This window comes from Mesorhizobium sp. B1-1-8 (assembly GCF_006442795.2).
Classification (GTDB): Bacteria; Pseudomonadota; Alphaproteobacteria; order Rhizobiales; family Rhizobiaceae; genus Mesorhizobium.
Genome location: NZ_CP083956.1, coordinates 1,066,253 through 1,090,680, shown reverse-complemented (window position 1 = coordinate 1,090,680; position 24,428 = coordinate 1,066,253). Strand labels below are relative to the sequence as shown.

Sequence of the window (24,428 nt, the reverse complement as noted above, 5' to 3'; positions counted from 1 at the left end):
AGCACCCCCTCTGGCCGACAGGCCGGAGGGGCGTGTGCCGGAACTCTACCTTTGTGGCATTGCTGCCGCGACGGTCAATCCGGATAGCAGGCCCTTGGAACGTTCGGCCAGACGGCCGTCTCGCAGCCGGCATCCTTCTGCCGCTGCTTGAAGGCGGCGCTGACCGGGCCGGTGACGACCGGGTCGACGCCGTCAGGGGCGTCGGCGAACAGCTGTTCGGCCGTTTGGGCGTTATCGGCGCGTGCAGGGTTGGCCTCCCGCAGCACGGCAGCCGACTGCGCGGCACCGGCCGCCAGGACGACGGCAAGCGCTGCCCACGCCAAAACCGGACGCAATCTGATGGTATGATCGGTCATGAACATCGAACTGCCCGGCCCTCGAAAAGGTTCCGCCTTGGTTAACAGAATCATTTCACACCAAGACATTTAAGAATCAGTGACTATGTATTTGGGGCGCGGCCTCCTCTTTCGCAATTGCGAAAAACCTTGTATGAGCCGCGCAACCGAAAAAGGCGGCGCCTTTGGGCCTGCCGCCTGCAACGCTCCCGAGACCAGACAATGAACATCCGCAATATCGCGATCATCGCGCACGTCGACCATGGAAAGACCACGCTGGTCGACCAGCTCCTGAAACAGTCCGGATCCTTCCGCGACAACCAGCGCGTCGCCGAGCGCGCCATGGATTCCAACGACCTCGAAAAGGAGCGCGGCATCACCATCCTGGCCAAGGCGACCTCGGTCGACTGGCATGGCACCCGCATCAACATCGTAGACACGCCAGGCCATGCCGATTTCGGCGGCGAGGTGGAGCGCATTCTGTCGATGGTGGATTCGGCCATCGTGCTGGTCGACGCCGCCGAGGGCCCGATGCCGCAGACCAAGTTCGTCGTCGGCAAGGCGCTCAAGGTCGGGCTGAAGCCGATCGTCGTCATCAACAAGATCGACCGTCCGGACGCCCGCCATGTCGAGGTGGTCAACGAGGTGTTCGACCTGTTCGCCGCGCTTGACGCCACCGACGAGCAGCTCGACTTCCCGATCCTCTACGGTTCGGGCCGCGACGGCTGGGTGTCGGAAAAGCCGGAAGGCCCGAAGGACCAGGGCCTGGCGCCGCTGTTCGACCTTGTGGTCAAGCACGTGCCGGCGCCGACCGTGCATCCCGGTCCTTTCCGCATGATCGGCACCATCCTCGAAGCCAATCCGTTCCTCGGCCGCATCATCACCGGGCGCATCGAGTCCGGTTCGCTGAAGCCCAACCAGGCGGTCAAGGTGCTGCACCATGACGGCACCCAGATCGAGACCGGCCGTATCTCGAAGATCCTCGCCTTCCGTGGCCTCGAGCGCCAGCCGATCGAGGAAGCACAGGCGGGCGACATCGTCGCCATCGCCGGCCTCTCCAAGGGCACCGTCGCCGACACCTTCTGCGATCCGGCGGTGACCGAGCCGCTGCATGCGCAGCCGATCGATCCGCCGACCGTGACCATGTCGTTCCTGGTCAACGACAGTCCGCTGGCCGGCACCGAAGGCGACAAGGTGACCAGCCGCGTCATTCGCGACCGCCTGCTGCGCGAGGCCGAAGGCAATGTCGCGCTGAAGATCGAGGAATCGCCTGAGAAGGACTCTTTCTTCGTTTCAGGCCGCGGCGAATTGCAGCTTGCGGTGCTGATCGAGACGATGCGCCGCGAAGGCTTCGAACTTGCCGTGTCGCGGCCGCGCGTGGTGATGCAGAAGGGCGAGAATGGCGAGTTGCTGGAGCCGGTCGAGGAAGTCGTCATCGACGTCGACGAGGAGCATGCCGGCATCGTCGTGCAGAAGATGTCGGAGCGCAAGGCCGAGATGGTCGAACTGCGCCCGTCCGGCGGCAACCGCCAGCGCCTGGTCTTCCACGCGCCGACGCGCGGCCTGATCGGCTATCAGTCGGAACTCTTGACCGACACGCGCGGCACTGCCGTGATGAACCGGCTGTTTCATGCCTACGAGCCCTACAAGGGCGAGCTGCCCGGCCGCACCAACGGGGTGCTGATCTCCAACGAGCAGGGTGAATCGGTCGCTTATGCCATGTGGAACCTGGAGGACCGCGGCCCGATGGTCATCGATCCGGGCGTCAAGGTCTATCAGGGCATGATCATCGGCATCCATTCGCGCGACAACGATCTTGAAGTGAACGTGCTCAAAGGCAAGAAGCTCACCAACATCCGCGCCGCCGGCAAGGACGAGGCGGTGAAGCTCACCCCGCCCATCCGCATGACGCTTGAGCGCGCGCTGGCCTGGATCCAGGACGACGAGCTGGTCGAGGTGACGCCGAAGACCATCCGGCTGCGCAAGCTCTATCTCGACCCCAACGAGCGCAAGCGTTTCGAGAAGTCTGCCAAGGCGGTCGGCGCGGCGTAAACAGCATGTCTCCCGAAAGTGTGCGGCGGTTTCGGGACAAAGACATGCTTTGGTGTTTCGTCACCGATGCAGTCTGAAAGGGGGCACCACGTGCTCCCCTTTTTTGCTCATGGACGCATTACATCATCTCGATGATGGGCGCGACTTCGATGCTGAAGGCCGGGTCCATCAGGATGGGACAATCCTTGGCCTTGCCGACGGCGTCGTCGATGTCTTTTGCTTCGACGACCGTGTAGCCGGCAGTCGGGTTGCTGCCGCCATTGTTTTCGATCCTGCCGCCGGGCAGCACGGTCTTCGACATGCCGACCGGATTGCCGGCGTCGACCACGGCCGCGCCAAGCTTGCCGTACCAGTCGTTCCAAGCATCCGTTGCCGCTTTCCGTTCGGCCTCTTCGGTCGGCATCTTGCCCGAGCCGTGAAAGACATAGAGAAACTTCGCCATGTTCTCCTCCCTCGATCGGCGGCATCGAACCGGTATGCGGCCCTGCCGCCTGGTGATATGCGGCTTTGCTGCAATCGTTGATGTGCGGCCGTGCCGCAATCGTTGATCATCGGCCCAAAATGGAAAACAGGCAATCGAGAATGCGAAGGAGCTTACGCCTAGCTTCCTCAAAGGCTTATGGTAGTTTCACTCCCGGGTGTGGTGATTGCCGGGGTTGCTGGAGAAGATGGAGATCGTCTTTCCTATAGAATTCATTGTTCATGGAACGCCGGTTTCTCATCAAGCCAAACGTTCGGAATCACGAGAGCAGTGGAAAGATCAGGTCCGAGATTCGAGCCGTGTAGCGCTTCCCGATCCACATTTTGCGAGTGACCAGCGGATTGCGGTGACACTGTTTTACTTTCCACCAGAGCCGATGCAGGGCGACATAGATAACATCGTCAAGCTTATTCTCGACGCTTGTTGCGCCCACATCTACCTTGATGATTCTCAGGTGGAACGCGTGCTCGTTCAGAAGTTTGAGCCAGACCACCTGTTTAGCTTTGGCAACCCATCTGCTACATTCGTTCAGGCCTTTGAAGGCGCCAAGCCTGCCTTATATGTTCGAATTTCGAATGATCCGCACGAGGAATTGCAATGAAGACGGACGTTCTCGAGCAGACCATCCTGGAGGGGTTGCTCCCTGAGTTGGAGGCCGATGGCTACCAGGTCATTAGGGAGCCCCGGCGCTCGATAGTGCCGCCCTTTCTCGGCTCTTATCTTCCGGATTTGATCGCCTTGCGAGAGGACGGCAACCTAGCTATTGAAGTCGCTTCAAAAAGCGACCCGGATAGTCGAAGGCTGGACGATATCGCCAAGCTATTTGAAGGTCAAAAGGGTTGGAAATTTAAGGTTTATTGGGCGTCCAATTCAGGAATTGAGGTGCCGCTCCGTGCACAATCGATCAGCGAGATCAAGGACACTCTCTCTCAGGTTGAAGCGCTTATCGCCGATGGTCACGCTTCTGCAGGTTTCTTGTTGTCGTGGGCTGTCTTTGAAGCGATCGCTCGTAGAGTTCTCGCGGATCGATTTGTTCGACCACAAACTCCTGGTCGTATTATTGAAGTTATGGCCAACGAGGGAATACTTACCCCCAGTGAAGCGCATCGCCTGCGATCATTGGCGACTTCTCGGAATCGATTTGTTCACGGCGAACTTGATGTCGGCGTTACTGCCGGCGACACGAGGGAATTCCTGAAGATTCTTCAGAATCTGATCACAACAGAGAACCATCCCGCTTGACGATGTATCACCTCGCCATGGCATGATATTCGTCGTTCGGCCGCATATCGATCGCCGCCGCCACCCGGTTCGACATGTTGAAGAAGGCGGCGGTCGAGGCGATGTCCCAGATGTCGCGGTCACTGAAGCCGGCCTGGCGCAGCGCCGCGCGGTCGGCCTCGACAATCTTAGCCGGCTCTTCGGTCAGCCTGACCGCGAATTCCAGCATTGCGCGCTGGCGCTCCGACAGGTCGGCGGCGCGGAAATTCATCACCATCATCTCGCCCAGCGCCGGATCGCCGGACAGCTGACGCACCGCCGCGCCATGCGCGGTCAGGCAATAGTAGCACTGGTTGATCGATGAGACGACGACGGCGATCATCTCGCGCTCCAGCTTAGACAGGCCGGAATCGCCGAGCATAAGATCATTGTAGGTGTCGGTGAAAGCACGCAGCTTCTTCTCGTCGAAGGCATAGGCTTTGAGCACATTGGGAACGAGCCCCAGCTTTTCCTCGCATTTGGCGAAATAGGCTTTCGTCGCATCGCTAAGCTCGGCCGGGGCGAGGTCAAGCGCGGTTATCTTGCCGGTCATCGGACATTTCTCCTCGTTGGACGTCGGCTTGCCGCAGAATTGGCGATAAATCTTGGCAAGCCGTCAAACCTTTGTCGCCAAACGGCGGTCATCTGGCTACCATAGTCGCAAAAGCATGCCACGGGAGGGAATAAGCGTCATGGCAAGCGTGAAAACCGCGAGCAAGCCGAAAAAGAAGGCGGCCGCAGGCGCCAGATCGGCGGAAAGTCCGGCGAGCTTTGCCGATTATTTGCTTGCCCGGGCGCCGGCCGAAGACATCGCCGCCTATGACATCGCAGACCTCAAGCGCGCCGCGGAATTGGCCAACCGGGCGGTCAATGGCCACCGCAAAGGCGACTGCGTGATTGCCGTCGACGCCGATTCCGGCGTCGCCCGCGAGGGCCGTCCGGTCACCGTCATCACGGTGGTCAACGACAACATGCCGTTCCTGTTCGATTCCATCCTCGGCGAAATCACCGAGACGGCGGGGGAGCCGACGCTCGTCACCCATCCGATCATCACCGTGCGCCACGGCAAGGCCGGCGTGGAGGAGATTCTCGGCGACGGCAGCTTCGGCAAGGATGACGGCAGCCATGACCGGCTGAGCGTCGTTCATGTCCACATTCCGCGCCTGAGCGCCGAGCAGGCGAACGGGCTGGCGGAACGGCTGGGCAAGGTGATGAACCAGGTTCGCGCCGCCGTCAGCGACTGGAAGCCGATGCTTGCGCGCCTCGACCAGGCTATCTCGGAGTTCCGCTATTCGGCGGTGCCGCTCGACAAGAAGAGCGTCGCCGAGGCCATCGCCTTCCTCGAATGGCTGCGCGACGACAATTTCACCTTCCTCGGCATGCGCGAGTTCAAATATGTCGGCGGCGAGGAGAGCGGCACGCTGGAGCGTGCCGACAAGCCCGGCCTCGGCATCCTCTCCGACCCGGACGTGCTGGTGCTGCGGCGCGGCACCGAGGCGGTGACGACGACGCCGGAGATCCGCGCCTTCCTGCATGGGCCGGAGCCGCTGATCGTCACCAAGGCCAACGCCAAGTCTTCCGTGCACCGCCGCATCTATCTCGACTATATCGGCGTCAAGACCTACACCGCCAAAGGCGCGCTTGCCGGCGAACTGCGCATCGTCGGCATGTTCACCTCGACCGCCTACACGCGCTCGGTGATGAAGATCCCCTATCTGCGCTCGAAGGCCGAGACGGTCATCGCCAAGTCCGGTTTCGACCGCCACGACCATTCCGGCAAGGCGCTGATCAACGTGCTTGAAAGCTATCCGCGTGATGAGCTTTTCCAGGTTCCCGTGCCGATCCTGAGGAAGCACGCCGGCGCCATCCTCGGCCTGATCGAACGGCCGCGCGTCAGGGCGCTGGTACGCGTCGACCAGTTCGACCGCTTCGTCTCCATCCTCGTCTTCGTGCCGCGCGACCGCTACGACAGCGTCGTGCGCGAGAAGATCGGCACCTATCTGAAGACCGTGTTCGAAGGCCGGCTTTCAGCCTATTACCCGGCCTTCCCCGAGGGCGGGCTGGCGCGGGTTCACTTCATCATCGGCCGTTCGGGCGGCAAGACGCCGAAGGTCGAGCAGGCGGCGATCGAGGCGGCGATCCGCGACATCGTGCGCACCTGGGACGATGCGCTGTCCGAGGCGGCGGAAGCCGACGGCAGCGACCAGCCGCTAAAAGCAATCGCCGCCCGCTTCCCGGAAAGTTATCGCGACTCCTTCAGCGCGGCCGTGGCGCTCGCCGATGCCGGACGCATCGCCAGGATCAACGCCGACAATCCGATCGCCATCGACTATTATCGCCATGCCAACCAGAAGCCGCATCAGGCGGCGCTCAAGATCTATCATTTCGGCAGCCCGGTGGCGCTGTCGCGGCGCGTGCCGGTGCTGGAAAACATCGGCTTCCGCGTCATCAGCGAGCGTACGTTCGAGGTCGGCGACGAGGGCCCCGGCAAGGTCTTCATCCACGACATGGAGCTGGAGAACAGCTACGGCAAGCCGATCGATCTCACCGACGGCGGCAAGCTGTTCGAGGATGTCTTCCTGTCGGTCTGGCGCGGCGATGTCGACAATGACGGCTATAACGGCCTCGCCCAGACCGCCGCGCTATGGTCGGGCGAGATCACCATCCTGCGCGCCTATGGCCGCTATCTGCAGCAGGCCGGCATTCCGCAGAGCCAGGATTTCATCGCCGCCGCGCTCAACCGCTATCCGGAGATCGCGCGCGGCCTGCACGCGCTGTTCGTCGCCCGCCTCGGGCCGACGGCCGAAACAGAGGGCGTGGTCGCCGCCAAGCATCTCAAGGCCAAGATCAAGGATGCGCTGGAGGAGGTGCCGAACATCGATGACGACACCATCATCCGCCGCTATCTCAATTTGATCGAAGCCTCGCTGCGCACCAATCATTTCGTAGCCGATACGAAAGCGAAGGGCCAGTCGCTGGCGATCAAGCTCGACTCGCAGGCGGTCGAGGGCCTGCCGGCGCCGCGGCCCTGGCGCGAGATCTTCGTCTACGGCTCCGAGGTCGAGGGCGTGCATCTGCGTTTCGGCCCGGTGGCGCGCGGCGGCCTGCGCTGGTCAGACCGCGCCCAGGATTATCGCACCGAGGTGCTCGGCCTAGTCAAGGCGCAGCAGGTCAAGAACGCCGTCATCGTGCCGGTCGGCGCCAAGGGCGGCTTCTATCCGAAAAAACTGCCGATGAGCGCCGGCCGCGACGCCATTTTCGAGGCCGGCACCTCGGCCTACAAGAACTTCGTCTCCAGCCTATTGTCGATCACCGACAATATCGGCATCGACGGCGTCATCCCGCCGGCCGGCGTGGTGCGGCGCGACCAGGACGATCCCTATTTCGTCGTTGCCGCCGACAAGGGTACGGCGACCTTCTCCGACACTGCCAATGCGATTTCCGAGAAGCATGGCTTCTGGCTGGACGACGCCTTCGCCAGCGGCGGCTCGGCCGGCTACGACCACAAGAAGATGGGCATCACCGCCAAGGGCGCCTGGGAGGCGGTCAAGCGGCATTTCCGCGAGATGAACCGCGACATCCAGACCTCGCCGTTCACCGTCGCCGGCGTCGGCGACATGTCGGGCGACGTGTTCGGCAACGGCATGCTGCTGTCGCCGCAGACCAGGCTGATCGCCGCTTTCGATCATCGCGACATCTTCATCGATCCGGATCCCGACATGGCGGCTTCGATGGCGGAGCGGCAGCGCATGTTCGCGCTGCCGCGCTCGTCCTGGCAGGACTACGACAAGTCGAAATTGTCGGAAGGCGGCGTCATCGTCTCGCGCAGCCAGAAGTCGATCACGCTGCCGGCGGCCGCTGCGGCCGCGATCGGGCTGGCCAAGACCACGGCGACGCCGGTCGAGATCATGAACGCCATTCTCAAGGCGCCGGTCGATCTGCTCTGGTTCGGCGGCATCGGCACCTATGTCAGGGCCTCTGGCGAAACCAACCAAGATGTCGGCGACCGCGCCAACGATGCCGTCCGCGTCACCGCGCTCGACGTGCGAGCCAAGGTCATCGGCGAGGGCGCCAATCTCGGCGTCACGCAGCGGGCGCGCATCGAGTTCGGCATGCATGGCGGCCGCTGCAATTCCGACGCCATCGACAATTCGGGCGGTGTCAACTGCTCCGACGTCGAGGTCAACATCAAGATCGCGCTGGCCTCGGCGATGCGCAAGGGATCGCTGACGAGGCCGGCGCGCAACAAGCTGCTGGCCGAAATGACCGACGAGGTCAGCGCGCTGGTGCTGTCCAACAATTATCAGCAGACGCTGGCGCTCTCGATGGCGCGCAAGCGCGGGCTGGCCGACATCGCGCACCAGGCCCGCTTCATGACGGCGCTGGAAGCGCGCGGCCTGCTCGACCGCGCGGTCGAGACGCTGCCCTCGCCGGCGGCGCTTGCGGAGCGCGAGGCGCGCGGCGAACCGCTGACCAGGGCCGAGCTCGGCGTCTTGCTTGCCTATGCCAAGATCGTGCTGTTCTCCGACATCGTCGCCAGCGACGTGCCGGACGATCCGCATTTCGACCGCGACCTGATGGGCTATTTCCCCGAGCGCATGGCGAAGAAATTCGCCGGCGAGATCCATGGCCACCGGCTGCGGCGCGAGGTCATCGCCCGCGTGCTTGCCAACGACCTCGTCAACCGCGGCGGACCGTCCTTCGTCAACCGGCTGCAGGAATCGACCGGGCGCACCGCGGCCGACGTGGTGCGCACCTTTGCCGTGGTGCGCGACGGCTTCGCGCTACCGGCGCTCTATCATGAGATCGACGCGCTCGACAACCGGATCGACGGCCAGATCCAGCTCGACCTCTACCAGGCTGTTAGCCGGCTTATCTTCATGACCAGCGGCTGGTACTTGAAGAACGATACCGGCGCCGCGCCGCTCGGCCAGCGCATCGCAGCGCTGCAGGAGGCGCGCAAGGCGCTGGAGCCGAAGCTCACTTCACTGCTGCCGGCCTTCTCGCGCGAGCGGATCGAGGAGCGGCGGCACGGCCTGTTCAAGGGCGGCGCGCCGGAAAGGCTTGCAGAGCAGCTGGCGCTGACCGAGGTGGCGGAACTGATCCCCGACATCGCGCTTGCCGCGCGCACTGCAAATGCCGACATCGTCGCCGCCGCCAAGGCGTTCTTCGCGGTCAGCGACGCCTTCCGCATCCCGCGCGTCGAGGAGGCGGCGCGCTCGATCATGCCCGGCGACTATTACGACCAGCTCGCATTGTCGCGCGCGACCGACACGATCGGCGTGGCGCGGCGCGGCATCGCGGTGGCGGCGCTCACCGGACATGCCGGGGCGGAGGATCCGGTCGCGGCCTGGCTCGAGGCCGGCGGCGAACGGGTCGGGCGGATCCGCGACCGGCTGCAGGCGCTGACCGAAGGCGGCGACATCACGGTATCGCGGCTGTCTGTGGCATCGGGCCTGATGAGCGACCTGACGGGGATGTAGGCTGATTGGCATGGCTGGCGGCAACGTCGGTGCCTCTCCCGCAACCTTGATGATTGGCGAAACCGTCGATGACGGCGGCTTTCTCGCCGTCCATCATACGGGGAGAAATGCCCGGTCCACCCTCCGCAGCTGCAGCGCAGGTGCTGCGGAGGACGGGCAGGCGGATGAGGGGCGGCGCAAACGGTGGTAGTGCATCAGTTATCCCTAGTTTAGTCGAGCGGGATGGTGCGGCTCATGATGGCTGGGTAGCGCCATCTGGACACTAAGCCCTAGGAGTCGCATCCTCTTCATGGGAGAAGGGGAAGGCTTGCGATGAGCAGCGAAGTCAGGGCTATCCCAGTCTACACTGCCAAGGATTATCCTCGTGTCCGCCAGCTTCCCGGCGCCGATGACATGCCGGCGACTTGGGAAGAGTGGCATACGGATTTTGAAGCTTCCAAGGCGGAGAGACTCCACCGACGCGACTTCACCCACGCCAAAGTCCTCGTCAGGCCCGGCAAATTCAAAGCGTGGCTGGACGAAAACTCACTCTCGGCCTCGGAGCATGCGAGACAGCTCTACGCTCAGGAGCGCCTGGACTTAAAACGGGCAAGGGAGGAAGGGCGCCGCGAGTTGGAGCAAATGCTAATCGTCTCGCAACGGCAACTGCTATCCTATTATCGGCCGCCACGCGTGGCGCGCCACGGCCCCGACACCAAAGTCTCATTCAGCTGGATTCACGCGGTTATAGCGGGTTTGTACCTCGCGTGGCTGGCTCATCATTGGCTTGGTTGAACATAGTCCCGCGTGCGATCTCGCAAAGCGCCGGCTAGTTTGCAGATTTCAAACTGATGCACTACCCAGGCGCTTGTTCATTTGCATGAGCATCTGAAACATGCAGACATGGCGCCCGATGTGGGAACTGGGAAATCATCATGGCGGTAGAGACAGTGCAGCGGGCATCGGGTCGCGGCATCTGGGGGTGGATGTTCTTCGACTGGGCGGCGCAGCCGTTCTTCACCGTCGTCACCACCTTCATCTTCGGGCCGTATTTCGTCTCGCGCATGGCCAGCGATCCGACGACTGGCCAGGCCGCCTGGGGCTACGGCATCGCCGCCGCGGGCCTCGTCATCGCCGTGCTTTCGCCGGTGCTCGGCTCGATCGCCGACCAGACCGGGCCGCGCAAGCCGTGGATCGCCTTCTTCGCGGCGGTCAAGATCACCAGCCTTGCGCTGTTGTGGTTCGCCGCCCCCGGCTCGAACCTCTTCCTGGTCGTTCTGCTGTTCTCGCTCGCTTCCGTCGCGGCCGAATTCTCGACGGTGTTCAACGATTCGATGATGCCGCGCCTGGTGCCGAAGGAGGAGATCGGCAGGATTTCCAACGTCGCCTGGGGGCTCGGCTATCTCGGCGGCATGATCGCGCTGATCTTCGTGGTGCTGTTTCTGGCCGGCAATCTGGAAACCGGCAAGACGCTCATCGGCCTTGATCCGCTGTTCGGGCTCGACCCGAAGCTGGGAGAGGACGCGCGCTTCACCGGGCCGATGTCGGCCGGCTGGTATTTCCTGTTTATCCTGCCGATGTTCTTCTTCACACCGGACGCTGCCAAAGGCATTCCGATCGGGCCTGCGGTGCGCGAAGGCCTGTCGGAGCTGAAATCGACGCTGTTCGAGGTGCGCAAGCGCGCCGGCATCTTCCGGTTCCTCGTCGCCCGCATGATCTACCAGGACGGCGTCAACGCGGTGCTGGCGTTGGGCGGAACATTCGCGGCGGGCATGTTCCACTGGTCGATCACCGAGATCGGCCTGTTCGGCATCATCCTCAACGTCGTCGCCATCTTCGGCTGCTGGATCGCGGCGCGTCTCGACACGGCGCTTGGCTCAAAGGGCGTGGTGATGATTTCGCTGGTCCTGCTGTCGGTTGCCACGATCGGCATCGTGTCGACCGGCCCGGGTTTCACGCTGCTGGGCCTGATCCCGCTTTCCACCGCCGACTCAGGCGGCCTGTTCGGCACAGCCGCCGAGAAGGCCTACATCCTTTACGGACTGCTCGTCGGCCTTGCCTTCGGACCGGTGCAGGCCTCGTCGCGTTCCTACATGGCGCGCAGTGTCACCGCGGCCGAGTCGGGACGCTATTTCGGCATCTATGCGCTGGCCGGACGGGCGACGAGCTTCCTGGCGCCGTTCCTGGTCTCGACGATCACCCTTGCCAGCGGCTCGGCGCGGCTCGGCATGGCGGTGATCGCACTGTTTCTCGCCCTCGGCATGGCGATCCTGATCGGGACGCCGTATCCGGCCGACAAGCCGGTGGAGTAGCCTTTTCCTTCTCCCCCTGTGGGAGAAGGTGGCCTCGCGAAGCGAGGTCGGATGAGGGGTGTTGGAAGGATCGCTGCGCCGAAAAACTAAGCGCGAGATCGTTTTAGCCTTTCAGACGTCTCACTCCGTCACGCACGCCTCATCCGTCTCGGCGCTGCGCGCCGATCCACCTTCTCCTACAGCGGGAGAGGGGAGAGAGCGCTCAATGCCTAAAGTGCCTGACCCCGGTAAACACCATGGCGATGCCGTGCTGGTCGGCGGCGGCGATGACGTCGTCGTCGCGCATCGAGCCGCCCGGCTGGATGACGGCCGTGGCGCCGGCTTCGATCGCCGACAGCAGGCCGTCGGCGAAGGGGAAGAAGGCGTCGGAGGCGACCACCGAGCCTTTTGTCAGCGGCTCGCTCAGGCCGGCTGCCTCGGCGGCGTCGAGCGCCTTGCGGGCAGCGATGCGCGCCGAATCGACGCGGCTCATCTGGCCGGCGCCGATGCCGACGGTGGCGCCGTCCCTGGCGTAGACGATTGCGTTCGACTTGACGTGCTTGGCGACGCGGAAGGCGAATTTGAGGTCGGCCATCTCGGCCGCCGTCGGCGTCCGCATGGTCACCACTTTCAGATCGAGATCGTCGACCACAGCGTTGTCGCGGTCTTGCACCAGCAGGCCGCCGGCAACCGATTTCGCCACCGTGCCGGCGGCGCGCGGATCCGGCAGGCCGCCGGTGACCAGCAGGCGCAAATTCTTCTTCGCCGCAACGATCGCGGCGGCCTCGTCTGTAGCATCTGGCGCGATGATCACCTCGGTGAAGGTTTTCACGATCTCCTCCGCCGCTTCCGCGTCGAGGATGCGGTTCATGGCGACAATGCCGCCAAAGGCCGAGACCGGATCGCAGGCCAGCGCCTTGGCATAGGCCGCTTTCAGCGTCGCGCCCTCGGCCACGCCGCATGGGTTGGCGTGCTTGATGATGGCGATGGCGGCCGAACGGGCGGGATCGAACTCGCCGACCAGCTCGAAGGCGGCGTCGGTGTCGTTGATGTTGTTGTAGGAAAGCTGCTTGCCCTGCAACTGCCTCGCCGTCGCCACACCCGGCCGCCTGTCGCCCGACAGATAGAAGCCGGCGCCCTGATGCGGGTTCTCGCCGTAGCGCATCACCTGGTCGAGACGGCCGCCGAAGGCGCGCCACGTCGGATGCTCGATCTCCAGCGCGTCGGCGAACCAGCCGGAGATCGCCGCGTCATAGGTGGCGGTGCGGGCAAAGGCCTTGGCCGCCAGCTTCTTGCGGAAATCCAGCGACAGGGAGCCAAAATTCATCTCCAGCGCGTTGAGCACCGGGGCGTAGTCGTCGGGATCGGTGACAATGGCGACATAGGCATGGTTCTTGGCCGAGGCGCGAATCATCGCCGGACCGCCAATATCGATATTCTCGACGATCGCTGCATAGCCGGCGCCGGAACGGCGAACCTTCTCGAAGGGGTAGAGATTGCAGACGACGAGGTCGATGGGCTCGATGCCGTGGTCGCGCATCGCCTGCGCGTGTTCGGGGTCGTCGCGCACGCCAAGCAGCGCGCCATGCACCGACGGGTGCAAGGTCTTGACGCGGCCGTCCATGATCTCGGGAAAGCCGGTGATGTCGGAGACGTCGCGGACCGCCATGCCGGCCTCGGCGATCGCCTTTGCCGTGCCGCCGGTCGAGACCAGCTCGACGCCGGCCGCGGCAAGCGCCCTGGCGAAGTCGACGAGACCGGTCTTGTCGAAGACGGAAAGCAGCGCGCGGCGGACCGGGACGAGGTCTGGCGCCGGAATGTTTTTTGTGGGCACGGCCATGCGGAGGCCTTTCACAGCTGTTGGGGGCGTTGGCCGGCCGTAGCACATGAGCCCCGGAAATCAAGCGCCGCGTCCTCCGCAGTTGCGCGCCGGCTTCCCGAAAAAGTGAAGTTTGCCCAAGGGCGCTCCGTCGTTTACGGGAACTAGAGCGTTTCACCGTTTCACGGAAACGGCGAACCGCTCTATCCATTGTTTTTTACGCAATTCCGGACGGAAAACCGTTCCACACTTTTCCTGGAATTGCTCTAGGCTCGCTCATCATCGGAGGAAACAATCATGGCATTCGTGCGTGTAGGCCAATTCAAGGCGTTGGCGGAAACGGTTGAAGAACTGCGCACCATCTATGAGGCCGAAGCGATCCCTGCCATCCGTGCCGCCCGAGGCAACATCAGCGCCTTGTTGCTGCAGCAACACCAGGCGCGGGATGCCTTCATGGCTATCACCGTCTGGGACACCGCCGAGGACGCCGAACGCTACGAGCGAAGCGGCCAGGCCGCGGCAATGGTCGACAAGATCCGTTTTGCCTTCGCTGAACCGCCGTCGCTCGCCACCTATGACGCCTTCGGGATTCCTGGCTGAGAAGCGGCAGCTCAGTTCTTTTCGGGATAGCCGGCGATGTTGGTGCATGTCAGCTGCCAGTGGACCTCGGCAATCTCCGAGGCCTTGAAGGCAAGCACGATCTGACGGCTGCGGCGCGGTCCGCCGAGGCCGGCGAAATAGATCGATTCCTCGACCTCCGGCACCATTTCGGCGCAGGTGAACACCCAGGTATCGCCCTGGGCGGCGGCCAGCGTCAGGCGGCCATGCTCGTCCTGCAGCAGGCTGATGTCGGGATGGAGGTGGAAACGCACCGTGACGAAGTCGCGGCCATTGTTGCGGATCGCCGCACCTCCCGGGCGCAGAAAGCGGTCGCGGCCGACGAGCACATTGCCGTTGGTCGTCAGTCTCAGGTCGCGTTCGTGCAGGAAGCCGAAGCGCGCGAGATAGCCGTCATGGCGGGCAACAAAACCCTGCATGCCGTTCTGGTCGATGCGCTTGCAAGGCACGTGCTGCGGCCCGCCGATCAGCGGCGAGCCGAGCAGGTCGCTGACCCGCAGCGAATGGCTGAAGCGCGCCGACGAGGTGTCGTCGATGGTCGCGGTCGAATGCGCGGCGGTGGCGCGGGCGAGCGGCCGGAACTCGGCCGCGCCATAAGTGTCGATGCCGGCATTGACGATGAAATGCTGGCGGCCCGACGAGAGCTCGAAGGCAAGGCAGCCGGCATGCGCGGCATTGGAGACGTCGATGGGCGGCGGCCGGCCGGTATCGGCAATCACCGTGACACCCCCCATCGACAGGCGCTCGTAGCCCGAATGCGGCGCGTGCAGCAGCGGCGCGCCGACGGTATCGTCATGGCGCAGGACGGTGGCGATGCGGTCATGGATGGTGGCGCCCATGCCGTTGAAGCGGGCCAGGCTGCCGTCCTGGTGGCGGAAGAAACGCAGCGCCGGCAGCATGCGGTCGATGGCGCCCATCAGCGCTGCTGGCGGTGTCTCGGCCTGGTTGGCATAGGTCTGGCGCAGCGGCAAAAGGTCGGCCAAAAGCTCCAGCACCGCCATCGGATTGCGCGAGATATGGCCGCCATCGGGCAGGATCTGGCGGTCGAGCTCTTCGGCAAGGCTGCGCGTGGCGTTGCGCAATGCCGAGGCCGGCGCCGGCAGCGACAGGGCGGCGAAGGCGAGCGCGATGCGGGCGCGCAACCTATCCTTGCCGTCGGGCATCTCGCGCGTCATCGAGCGAAGATAGCGGATCTGCATGGCCAGCGATTTGAGGAAGGCGCGATAGAAGGGAAATTCGGCGCCCTGCAGGACCACCGAGGAATGCTGCAGCCAGGCGATCACCCGCTTGGCCGTCGTGCCCGGCTCCCAGGCGACCCCCGATATCTGGTTGCCATGCATGGCGATCCAGTCGGAAACCAGGGCCCGCGCATTGGCGGCGGCGAGCTCGGTGCCGGCGGCGCGCATGTGGCGCAGCCAGCGGAAGCCGTGCAGCGTCTTTTGCCAGCCGCGGTTCTGCACACTGATCTGGAAGGGCGACTTGCCACCGGTCTCGACCATGTGGCCGGAGAGCGGGTAGCGGCCGTAGTAAATCTCCAGCGCGATCTGCGGGTCGGCGAGCCTGAGATCGGGCGGCGCGATCAGGACGCGTTCGGGCGTGCGGCCGGAATAGCGCCAGCGATAGATGGGGCCGGCGCGCAGGCGCCGGCGCGTCTTGCGCCAGAATTCCCTCGCGACCAGCGTCCACAGACGCGTCGTGCTGCCGGCAACAAGTGCCAAAAGCCCTCCTGATCGTCCTCTACCCCGAGCACAAGCTTATATGATTCAAGAACTTATGCGAAGGCGGATTTCGCCGAAGTGAAGCACTTCGCGCCGCCCGGCAGAGGCCATCCCTAAGAAAGTCGGCAAGTTCTATCGAATACCGCTTCAGCCGGCCCTCCGCATCCTGGCGGCAAAGAAACCGTCCAGTCCTGAAATGCCAGGCGAATCCAGCACCATGTCGGCAGGCGTGGTACGCAGCGTGCCCTGCGGCGTCAGGAACGGATCGACGCCGGCAAATTCGCCGGCTCCGATCGGATCGTCGACAAGCCCGGCCGTCTCGGCGAGGAAAGCGCGATAAAGGTCTTCGCCTTCGAGCGGGTCGAGCGAACAATTGGAAAAGACGAGCCGTCCCCCGGTCTTGACCAGGCCGAATGCCCGGTCAAGCAGCTTGCGCTGCAGCGCGGCGAGCTTTTCGACGTCGGCCATGGTCTTGGTCCACGGCACGTCGGGATGCCGGCGCACGGTGCCGGTCGAGGAGCAGGGCGCGTCGAGCAGAACGGCATCGAACGGCTCCGCCGGCCGGTAGTCGAGCAGGTCCGTCTGCACCAGTTCGGCCGACAGGCCGAGGCGTTCGAGATTCTGCGCCAGCCGCGCCAGCCGGTTCTTCGAGCTGTCGATGGCGGTGACGCGGGCGCCGGCAAGGATGAGCTGCGCCGTCTTGCCGCCGGGTGCCGCACAAAGATCGGCGACACGCTGGTCCCTGATGTCGCCTAGGAGCCGCGCGGGCAGGCTTGCCGCGGCATCCTGCACCCACCATGCGCCCTCGGCGAAGCCCGGCAATTCGGTGACGGCGGCTTGCAACTTTTCAACCCGCACCGTGCCGGTCGGCAGCACGATGCCGCCCAGGCGATCGGCCCAGAGCGCCGGGTCCGACTTGACGGTGAAATCGACCGGTGCCTCGTGGCGGTGGGCGGCAAGGATGGCGCCAGTCTTTTCGGCGCCGTAGGCGGCCTGCAGCCGTTCGGCGAACCATCGTGGCGCCTCGCTTGTCGCTGCAAGCGCCGGGGCGAGCTCGATTTCCTTGGCGCGCGCCAGCGAGCGCAGCACGCCGTTGACCAGGCCGGAAAAACGCAACGTGCGCGGATCGGACTTGGCATGGGTGACGGCAAGGTCGACGGCGGCGCTGTCGGGGATGTCCAGAAACAGGATCTGCGCCGCCGCGACATGCAGGATGTGCGAGAGCGCCGTGGCATTGGGCGGCAGCGGTTTCTCCAGCCGCTTTGCCAGCAGCCCGGCGATGGTCATGCGGTGGCGCAGCGCGGTGACCAGGATGGCGCGAACGAGGGCGCGGTCTCGGCTGTCGAGCGCCTTGTACTGCGAATGGCCATGCTCGTTGTCGGTCAGCCCGTCGAGCGGCGTCTTGGCATCGATGACGGCGGCAAGCAGGCGCGCCGCCGCCTTGCGCGCGGCAAGGCCGGCGACGGTCTCGTCGCCGGCCCTGTTCTGCGGATTGCCTGAATGGCGCTGCCTCGGTGGCGTCACGACCACGGACCGCTCTTGGGTCCGGTGCTGCGAGGTCCAGTCGGATTGCGGCCCCACGGATTAGGCTTCGGCCGCGGCGGCACGGCCGGCTGCGCGGGTTCCGCCGGCCTGCCCCAAGGCCCTGCCGGCGGCTCATCGGCCTGGGTCGGCGGCGGCGCCTGGCGCTGCGCCGCCTGCGGTGGGCTGCCCATTCCGCGCGCCATTTGCTGCAGGGCGGCGATGCGGTTGTCGGTGCTCGGATGGGTGGAGAACAGATTGTCCATGCGCTCGCCGGATAGCGGGTTGATGATGAAGAGATGCGCCATTGCCGGATTGCGCTCGGCGTCCGGGTTGGGGATGCGTTCGGCGCTGCGGGCGATCTTGTCAAGCGCGGATGCCAGCCACAGCGGATGGCCGCAGATCTCGGCGCCGCGCCGGTCGGCCTCGTATTCGCGGGTACGGCTCACCGCCATCTGCACGATCATGGCGGCGAACGGCGCGACCAGCATCGCCACCAGCACGCCGACGAAACCGAAGGGGTTGTTGTTGTCGCGGCTGCCGCCGAGGAAGAAGGCGAAATTGCCGAGCATCGAAATGGCGCCGGCAAGGGTCGCCACGATGGTCATGGTCAGCGTGTCGCGGTGCTGCACATGGGCAAGCTCATGCGCCATGACGGCAGCGACCTCCTCATGCGAAAGCCGCTCCAACAGCCCGGTCGACGCGGCAACCGCGGCATTCTGAGGGTTGCGGCCGGTAGCGAAGGCGTTGGGCTGCGGGTTGTCGATGAGATAGGTCTTCGGCATCGGCAGTCCTGCCTGCTTGGCCAGCGCCTGGACGATCGCGTAATACTCCGGCGCGTTCTTCTCATCGACCTCGACGGCGCGGTTCATCGACAGCACCATCTTGTCGGCATTCCAGTAGCTGAACAGGTTCATGCCGGCGGCGATCAAAAGCGCGATCACCATGCCGCCCGAGCCGCCGATCAGATAGCCGACGCCCATGAATAGCGCCGTCATCGCGGCAAGAAGCATGGCGGTGCGAAGCGTGTTCATCGTCTCATCCGTTTGTCGAACAGGGGTCGATCCTTTTGGCGTCATGGCTATATGATGGGAAACGCCGGTCCCTGTTTCAATCGGCTGGAGCGTTTCACCGTTTCATGGAAACGGCGAACCGCTCCATCTCTTTGTCTTTACGCAATTCCGGACGGAAAACCGTGTCACACTTTTCCTGGAATTGCTCTGGAGTATCGCATGACCGACCAGCCCGGCAAAACCGAAGCGCCTTCTGACAGCGACAAGGCGCTCAAGGAGCTGACGCCGGCGGCACGCCGGGCGCTCGCGGAAGCGGATGCGAGGCGCGAAGAGTATCGCAAGAAGGAAGCCGCGCTGCCGAAAGAGATCGGCGGCCGCGGCGGCAAGGAGCCTAGTCGCTACGGCGACTGGGAGGTGAAGGGCCTGACCAGCGATTTTTAATGCCTAAGCCGCATCGCGCTGCGGTTCTAGAGCAATCCAGCTGTCCTCATCGACGGTGATACCGAGCGCGTCGTAGGAAGCGATGCTGGGATGCGGCGTCATCATCGGATGGACGTGCGTGGCGCTGATCACCATCACCGAGCCGCCGGAGGCTTCCGCCGCTGCAATGCCCGCCGGCGCGTCCTCGAAGATAAGGCAGTCGCGCGCCTCGACGCCGAGACGCCTGGCGGCTAGCAGAAAACAGTCGGGTGCCGGCTTGCCGTGGGTGACATCCTCCGCCGTCACCATCATGGTGGGAACCGGAATGCCGGCCGCGTGCATGCGCAGCAGCGCCAGCTCGCGCGGCGCCGAGGTGACGATCGCCAAACGATTCGCCGGCAGCGCATTGAGAAACGCCACGGCGCCGGGAATCGGCACGATGCCTTCGAGGTCGGCCGCTTCGGCCTTGAGCAGCGCATCGGCCTCCGCGACGGAATCGACACCCGCGAGCCCCAGCCCGGCGATCGTCTCGATTGCCCGCTTGCCGTGGATGGTCGGCAGGAAGGTCGCCACATCGAGACCGTGGCGCTCAGCCCATTTGGTCCACACCCGTTCGGCCGCGGGAATCGAATTGAGGACCGTGCCGTCCATGTCAAAAAGGAAAGCGGCGAACTTTCTGCCTGAGAACATCGGGTATCCTGGGCGATTTATTTTGGGAGGGCGAAAGGCTGTCGCTATCTTTAGCCTTAGATACTGACCGGAAAGTCGCGGGCCATCAATTCGATCCGCCAGACTAACAACGTCCCCGTTGCCGTCTTGAAAATCAAGTCTCCCAAATCAAAAAAGGGGTAGGCGATGCTGATCGGGCTTGGCTACGAAATCGCCATCGAGTGCGTGGCGGCGATTTCCCGGTCTGGATGGAGGCCTTCCTCGACAGCGATACGTTCGACCCCGCCACAACCGGCCGCGGATCGGCCCGTATGGTGATCGCGCGCGGCCGCGACGCATCCCGCTTCGGCACAATCAGGCTGTGCCGAAGCGGGAAGGCCCGCGACGGTCACAAGGATCGTGGTAAGTGCTTCATGAACGAAGCTTCGCCATCGTATTTTCGTTTACCGGTCATTCATCTTTCAGCAGTTCGAAATCGAGCAAAAACAATAGCTTGACCAAATCCAGACGACTTCCGGCGGGCTGCCGGCCGTATCTGGCCGCAATCCTGCAACGCATCCCTCGAGCGGCCTCGATGCCGCAGACGGTGGAGGCGGAAGGATGCGGCAGTTCAAAGGTCTCGTTCGTCGGGTGGACGGCTTTGCCCGGGATCGCGGAGGCAATTTCGCGGTTCTGTTCGGGCTTGCCGCAGCGGTGCTGGCGCTGGGCGTGGGATTCGCGGTCAATATCTCGCAGCTCTACAACGCGAAATCGAGCCTGCAGGGCGTCGTCGACGCGGCGGTGGCCTCGACGGCACGCGATCTCACCCTTGGCGTCATCAAGGAAACCGATGCCAACGCACAGGTGCAGGCCTTCCTCGACGCCAACAGCACGGCCGGGATTCTCCAAGCCAACCAGATCGTGCTCGACAAGCTTACCGTCGACAAGACGGCCAAGACCGTGCAGGCGGCTGTGCATGCCGATATCGGCCTTTATTTTCCGATTTTCAGCACCGGCGACATGCAGCGCGTCGGCGCCTCCACCACCGCGCTCTATTCGGACAAGCTGGTCGAGGTTTCGATGATGCTCGACATCACCGGATCGATGGCTGCCGACAAACGGGCCAAGACCGACAAGATCGGCGATCTGCAGAGCGCAGCTTCCAATGCGGTGACCAGTCTGCTGGCCACGAACCGCGACAAGAACAATCCGCGCGTGCGGGTGGCGATCGTTCCCTATGCCGAAGCGGTCAATACCGGCGGTCTTGCCGGCACGGTGTTTGTCGAGACGAAGAACGGACCCAAGCTGCCGCCGCCCATCGATGCGCCGATCGTGGTCTCCGCGGCCACTCCGGCCCCTGACAAATGCGCCACTGAGCGCAAGGACAGGGACGGCTATGCCGATTATTCGTCCGACGGGCCCTATACGTTGCGTACGGACAACAAGGGCAAGACTTACCAGGCTAAGGTCAACCGGGATTACCGCATTGGGGTCTGCCCGGCTGCCGCTCTCATCCCGCTGACGGCAGATGAAACAAAGTTGTTGAACACCATCGGCAGCTTCAAGGCGGGCGGCGTCACCGCCGGCGGCATTGCCGCGCAATGGGGCTACTATATGCTCTCGCCTTCCTGGCGTTCGGCAATTGCGGATGCCGGCTTGGGCGCCGGACCCGCCAACTTCGACAAGAAGAAGGTGGCCAAGATCGCGATCCTGATGACGGACGGCCAGTTCAACACGGCTTTCGCCGGTGGGCGCGGCGCCGCCAAATCGCAGGATGCCGGCCAGATGTCGCGCGGCAATGCTGAAAACATATGCGACAACATGAAGCGAGACGGCATCGAGATCTTCACGATCGGTTTTGACCTGAACGATCCGAGCATGTCGAAGACAGAGAGAGACCAGGCCAAGAGCGTGCTGAAGGATTGCTCGACGACAGACACGTCGTCGCTGAAACATTATTACGAAGCCGCAACCGGCCCTGAGCTCGATCAAGCCTTCGGCGCCATCGTCCAGAACATCGAGACCCTTGCCATCACCAAGTAAGTTGATCGGTGGTCCGGCCCTATCTGCAAAACTTTTGGCAAACCCGGACGGCAAAAGGAAAAGGCCGCCGCTTCTTGACGAAGCAGGCGGCCTTCCGTGTTTCCGTCCATGACGCGGCTCATGGCGGCGATGCTGTGCGCATCACCTGCCGCGCATCTCGCGCCTTAACGGGAAGACTGCTTCCCGAAAGTGCAATCCGCTGAGCTCACGTTCTGGAAAACGAAATCACTCGACATCGGATCACCTCCTTTCGATTTGTTGAAGACACCCTCATGATGGGGTGCATTGCAACAAAAAACAAGCTGCCCTAGCGGAATGGCGGGTTGCCCGGACAGGAAATCCCTGTGCGCGGTGTTTTTGCGCAACAGATCGGGATTGCGGTCCGCGGGCCAGTTGGAGGACAGTGGCGCTCGGGAGGGGAGGTATTCAACGCATCGGGAGATGGGAATGGACGCCGCCGACAAAGCCGCGCGGATCGTGCGAACGGTTATCGAGACGCTGAAGCCGGGTTTCGCAGTCAAGCTGTGGACCGGCGAGCGGATCGGGCCGGCCGGCGGCCCGGTGCTCGCCATCAACGACCAGGACATCGTCTGGCAGCTGCTGCGCCGGCCGCGCTTCTCGACGCTGGTCGAGATGTGGATTTCCAAGACCGTCGACATCGAGGAAGGCTCGCTGTTCGACTTCTATGCGCTGCCGTCGGAAGGCAAGCTCAAGACGAAGCTCAGATCGCTGCCGAAGCTGGCGATCCTGCGCGACCTGCCGGCCGTGCTGTTTTCCCGAAAAGAGATGACGGCGCGCACCGATCTGTCCGGGCGCAATCCTTATGTCAGCGGATCGAGCAAGGAGGCGATCCAGCATCATTACGACATTTCGAACGCTTTCTACCGGCTCTTCCTCGACGAGCGCATGGTCTACAGCTGCGGCTACTTCAAGGATTTCGCCAACGGCATCGACCAGGCGCAATTCGACAAGCTCGACCACATCTGCCGCAAGCTCAGGCTGAAGCCGGGCGAAAGGCTGCTCGATATCGGCTGCGGCTGGGGCGCGATGCTCATTCATGCCGTGAAGCACTACGGCGTCGTCGGTCACGGCGTTTCGCTGTCGGAAGAGCAGACGAAGCTGGCGCGCGAGCGCATTCGCGCCGAGGGTCTCGAGGACCGCATCAGCATCGAGATAAAATCCTACGCCGAGCTCACCGGCAGCTTCGACAAGATCTCGTCCATCGGCATGTTCGAGCATCTCGGGCTCGCCAACCATGCCGCCTATTTCTCGACGGTTCACCGGCTGCTGAAGCCGGGCGGCATCTACCTGCACCACGCCATCACGCGGCGCAGCAAGGGCGACCTGAAGAAGACCCTGCGCAAGGGGCCGGAATACAAGGCGCTGATCAAATATATCTTTCCGGGCGGCGAACTCGACACGATCGGCATGACGCTCGGCAATCTCGAGGCGCATGGTTTCCTCGTCTACGATGTCGAGAACCTTCGCGAGCACTACGCCCGCACCTGCCGGCTGTGGGCCGAGCGCCTGCACGCACGCTTCGACGAGGCGGTCGCAGAGGTCGGCGAGCCCAAGGCGCGGCTCTGGCTGCTTTACCTCACAGGCTGCTCGATCACCTTCGAGCGCGCCTCGGCGCAGATTTTCCAGACCGTCGCCACCAAGCGGGCGCGGGGGCCAAGCGGGCTGCCGCCGACACGAGCCGATTTGTACCGGTAACGCGCGACGCGCTCCATTCCCGAGTAAAAGGCGAGCGGCACCTGGAGGAGCATGCCGCCCGCCGCCATCTCACCCGGCGATGCCGAGCGAGGCGATATAGGCCGCCGATGCGGGGATCTTGGACTTGTCCTTGATCTCGATGATGAGGCGCGGATTGCTTTCGAGCCCGGCCAGCGCGGCAAAGACCGAGCGCCACTGGATGGTGCCCTCACCGAGGCTCCAGTGGCGATCGGCATAGCCGTCGGCATCCTGCAGATGGACGTGCTGCAGCCGGTTGCCGGCGGCGTGCACGTAGTGATCGACCGGCGGAGCGCCGGTCGAGCCATGAGCATAATAGGCGTGGCCGGTGTCGATAGACACGGCGACGGCTGGGGACGCGAAGCTGTCGGCCAAGGCCACGCGGATATGCGGGTCCTTGTCCTCGATGTTTTCCAGCACCATCGTGCAGCCGATGTCCTCGGCCTGCCTGACCGCATCGCGCAGCGTCAGGTGGCAGTACTCGACGATTTCCTCGCGGCCGCCGCGATTGTTGTCGAGATTGTTGTAGGACCAGGTTGTGTAGGGGCTATGGACGACCATCTGGGTTGCGCCGATGGCGGCGCAGACATCAAGACCCTGCATCAGGCGCTTGCTGACAACGGCGCGAATGTCAGGGTCCTGCGAGGCGATGGTGAAGCCCCAGAAAGGTCCGTGAATCCCGAGCCGTCCCCGGTGTCCGTCGAGAAGCTTTTTGGCGCGGGCGGCGCGCGGTGCCCAGTCGCCGTTGAGAATTTCAGCGTCGACGAAGCTCTGCAGTTCCAGGTCACGCTGCTTTTCGAAAAGCCAGTCGCGATGGATTTCGACGTCGTCCAGCGTCATGGCGGCGCCAAGGATGGGCAAGGAAGTCATCGGTACTCCGATTGGTGGGATTGAATTGCAGGACAAGCGAAGAGGCGGGGTCGCGCCAGATTGTATGGCGTCGTTTTCTGTCACGCGTATTACAGGTTGCGCCGTGATTGCGGCTGCGCCGTGGAACAGGTCTTGCTCCGCGA

Annotated in this window: 20 protein-coding genes; 11 read left to right on the top strand and 9 right to left on the bottom strand. The window is 63.7% G+C overall.

The window, feature by feature from the left end; all coding sequences use genetic code 11:
• Positions 1–74: 74 nt before the first annotated feature.
• Entirely contained in the window at positions 75–356 is a 282-nt protein-coding gene (locus tag FJ974_RS05320) for a hypothetical protein (protein WP_226891489.1), read from the bottom strand.
• Positions 357–557: 201 nt separating this feature from the next.
• Between FJ974_RS05320 and typA the strand changes: the two genes are divergently transcribed.
• Entirely contained in the window at positions 558–2,387 is a 1,830-nt protein-coding gene (gene typA / locus FJ974_RS05315) for a translational GTPase TypA (protein WP_140538298.1), read from the top strand.
• A 118-nt stretch (positions 2,388–2,505) separates the two neighbouring features.
• Here typA and FJ974_RS05310 read toward each other — a convergent pair whose 3' ends face one another.
• Positions 2,506–2,829, bottom strand: a complete 324-nt coding sequence (locus tag FJ974_RS05310) for a hypothetical protein (RefSeq protein WP_140538299.1) — start codon at positions 2,827–2,829, stop codon at positions 2,506–2,508.
• A 226-nt stretch (positions 2,830–3,055) separates the two neighbouring features.
• On the opposite strand from FJ974_RS05310, the gene FJ974_RS05305 reads away from it, so the two are divergent.
• Positions 3,056–3,469, top strand: a complete 414-nt coding sequence (locus FJ974_RS05305) for a RusA family crossover junction endodeoxyribonuclease (protein ID WP_140538300.1) — start codon at positions 3,056–3,058, stop codon at positions 3,467–3,469.
• Positions 3,466–4,110, top strand: a complete 645-nt coding sequence (locus tag FJ974_RS05300) for a hypothetical protein (protein WP_140538301.1) — start codon at positions 3,466–3,468, stop codon at positions 4,108–4,110. The genes FJ974_RS05305 and FJ974_RS05300 overlap by 4 nt, the downstream gene beginning before the upstream one ends.
• A 7-nt stretch (positions 4,111–4,117) precedes the next feature.
• On the opposite strand, the gene FJ974_RS05295 is transcribed toward FJ974_RS05300, so the two are convergent.
• The gene (locus FJ974_RS05295) at positions 4,118–4,681 is read right to left on the bottom strand and encodes a peroxidase-related enzyme (protein WP_140538302.1); all 564 of its coding nucleotides are present in this window, start codon (positions 4,679–4,681) and stop codon (positions 4,118–4,120) included.
• A 139-nt stretch (positions 4,682–4,820) separates the two neighbouring features.
• On the opposite strand from FJ974_RS05295, the gene FJ974_RS05290 reads away from it, so the two are divergent.
• From FJ974_RS05290 to FJ974_RS05280, 3 genes are all read left to right on the top strand, one after another.
• Entirely contained in the window at positions 4,821–9,611 is a 4,791-nt protein-coding gene (locus FJ974_RS05290; protein WP_140538303.1) for an NAD-glutamate dehydrogenase, read from the top strand.
• A 312-nt stretch (positions 9,612–9,923) separates the two neighbouring features.
• On the top strand, positions 9,924–10,385 hold the full coding sequence (locus FJ974_RS05285; protein WP_140538304.1) for a hypothetical protein: 462 nt from the start codon (positions 9,924–9,926) through the stop codon (positions 10,383–10,385).
• Positions 10,386–10,525: 140 nt separating this feature from the next.
• Entirely contained in the window at positions 10,526–11,902 is a 1,377-nt protein-coding gene (locus tag FJ974_RS05280) for an MFS transporter (RefSeq protein ID WP_140538305.1), read from the top strand.
• 202 nt (positions 11,903–12,104) lie between these two features.
• On the opposite strand, the gene purH is transcribed toward FJ974_RS05280, so the two are convergent.
• Positions 12,105–13,721: a bifunctional phosphoribosylaminoimidazolecarboxamide formyltransferase/IMP cyclohydrolase gene (gene purH / locus FJ974_RS05275; protein WP_140538306.1), complete on the bottom strand. Its 1,617-nt coding sequence runs from the start codon at positions 13,719–13,721 to the stop codon at positions 12,105–12,107.
• Between the two features lie 276 nt (positions 13,722–13,997).
• On the opposite strand from purH, the gene FJ974_RS05270 reads away from it, so the two are divergent.
• Complete coding sequence (locus FJ974_RS05270; RefSeq protein WP_140538307.1) at positions 13,998–14,300, top strand: putative quinol monooxygenase; 303 nt, start codon at positions 13,998–14,000, stop codon at positions 14,298–14,300.
• Between the two features lie 11 nt (positions 14,301–14,311).
• On the opposite strand, the gene FJ974_RS05265 is transcribed toward FJ974_RS05270, so the two are convergent.
• From FJ974_RS05265 to htpX, 3 genes are all read right to left on the bottom strand, one after another.
• Positions 14,312–16,036 (bottom strand): heparinase II/III family protein, encoded by a 1,725-nt coding sequence (locus FJ974_RS05265; RefSeq protein WP_140538308.1) that lies wholly within the window; start codon positions 16,034–16,036, stop codon positions 14,312–14,314.
• 147 nt (positions 16,037–16,183) lie between these two features.
• Complete coding sequence (locus FJ974_RS05260; protein ID WP_140538309.1) at positions 16,184–17,566, bottom strand: RsmB/NOP family class I SAM-dependent RNA methyltransferase; 1,383 nt, start codon at positions 17,564–17,566, stop codon at positions 16,184–16,186.
• A complete protein-coding gene (htpX, locus tag FJ974_RS05255; protein WP_140538310.1) occupies positions 17,557–18,591 on the bottom strand; it encodes a zinc metalloprotease HtpX in 1,035 nt (344 codons plus the stop codon). Before htpX ends, FJ974_RS05260 begins: the two co-directional genes overlap by 10 nt.
• Positions 18,592–18,789: 198 nt before the next feature.
• Between htpX and FJ974_RS05250 the strand changes: the two genes are divergently transcribed.
• Complete coding sequence (locus FJ974_RS05250) at positions 18,790–19,011, top strand: DUF1674 domain-containing protein (RefSeq protein ID WP_140538311.1); 222 nt, start codon at positions 18,790–18,792, stop codon at positions 19,009–19,011.
• 3 nt (positions 19,012–19,014) lie between these two features.
• On the opposite strand, the gene FJ974_RS05245 is transcribed toward FJ974_RS05250, so the two are convergent.
• A complete protein-coding gene (locus tag FJ974_RS05245) occupies positions 19,015–19,680 on the bottom strand; it encodes an HAD-IA family hydrolase (protein WP_140538312.1) in 666 nt (221 codons plus the stop codon).
• Between the two features lie 200 nt (positions 19,681–19,880).
• On the opposite strand from FJ974_RS05245, the gene FJ974_RS05240 reads away from it, so the two are divergent.
• From FJ974_RS05240 to FJ974_RS05230, 3 genes are all read left to right on the top strand, one after another.
• Positions 19,881–20,156, top strand: coding sequence for a hypothetical protein (locus FJ974_RS05240; RefSeq protein WP_140538313.1), 276 nt, complete (start codon positions 19,881–19,883; stop codon positions 20,154–20,156).
• Between the two features lie 103 nt (positions 20,157–20,259).
• Positions 20,260–21,681: a pilus assembly protein gene (locus FJ974_RS05235; RefSeq protein ID WP_140538314.1), complete on the top strand. Its 1,422-nt coding sequence runs from the start codon at positions 20,260–20,262 to the stop codon at positions 21,679–21,681.
• Between the two features lie 447 nt (positions 21,682–22,128).
• A complete protein-coding gene (locus FJ974_RS05230) occupies positions 22,129–23,397 on the top strand; it encodes an SAM-dependent methyltransferase (protein ID WP_140538315.1) in 1,269 nt (422 codons plus the stop codon).
• Between the two features lie 69 nt (positions 23,398–23,466).
• Here FJ974_RS05230 and FJ974_RS05225 read toward each other — a convergent pair whose 3' ends face one another.
• Complete coding sequence (locus tag FJ974_RS05225; protein WP_140538316.1) at positions 23,467–24,285, bottom strand: sugar phosphate isomerase/epimerase family protein; 819 nt, start codon at positions 24,283–24,285, stop codon at positions 23,467–23,469.
• Positions 24,286–24,428: the final 143 nt, after the last annotated feature.